Annotated in this window: 1 protein-coding gene; it reads left to right on the top strand. The window is 46.8% G+C overall.

Going from position 1 to position 832, the window contains the following annotated elements; genetic code table 11:
- Positions 1–832: hypothetical protein (locus A3761_RS28040; RefSeq protein WP_197473164.1), on the top strand; the 832-nt coding region annotated here is incomplete at both ends.

Genomic DNA, 832 nt, shown 5'->3' with positions numbered 1-832 from the left:
ATGCGTGGAACTATGCCGATGCAAAAATGGATGACCTGGCTGCGTTCTTGATTACTGGCGGCCCGACCTATCTACTAGCATCTCAAGACCTGGATGGCAAAGCAGGTAAGGATTATATCGATTTGGATAAGGTTCCAGAAGGCCGCAAAGTTTTTGCTCGTGAGTGTGCAGGTTGCCACAGCTCGAAAATGGCACCAGAAAACGTACGTGCAGATAAGAATGCTTTGGCCAAGTTCTACGAAGGTCATGTATTTGGTTCGGAAGATTACTGGCAATTAGAGTTCACTGACGCAGAGCGCAATGATCCGGCCTTTATTGCGAAATTTATGCAGAAAGATGAGTCCGGTAAGTTACGTCCTAAGCAGTTCGCCGAGAAAGGTATCTTTGGTCAGGATTGGCTGTCAAACGATGAGTTAGTGCCTTTCGATATCATTGGTACAAACTATTGTCGAGCCATTCATGACAATCATAATGAAGGCCACATCTTTGAAGAGTTCTCATCTGAGACCTACAAGAATAAGCCTTCACCGGGCAGTATTCCTAAGGTGCTTAACCCTGTCGCGCCAATCGTCGGTGGTATGCAGATTGGCGAGAAGAAGATTGAAGGTGGCCCAGGGTACTTGAGAAACTTCTCTCTATTATCGGCTTGGGCAACGGCTCCATTCCTACATAACAATGCGATTGGTGAAGTGACTTTCCTTGAAGACGGTTCACCTGACTACACGGTTAAAGGACGTATCGAACAATTCGAAATGGCCTTCGATGAGTTGATGAAGTCTGACGATCCGCTGGCAGAGAACAGTCGCCCGCAGAAGATCACTAAGTTACAGCA

This window comes from Oleiphilus sp. HI0123 (assembly GCF_001635315.1).
Note: the sequence above shows the minus strand (reverse complement) of the source record. Positions and strands in the feature narration are given on the sequence as shown.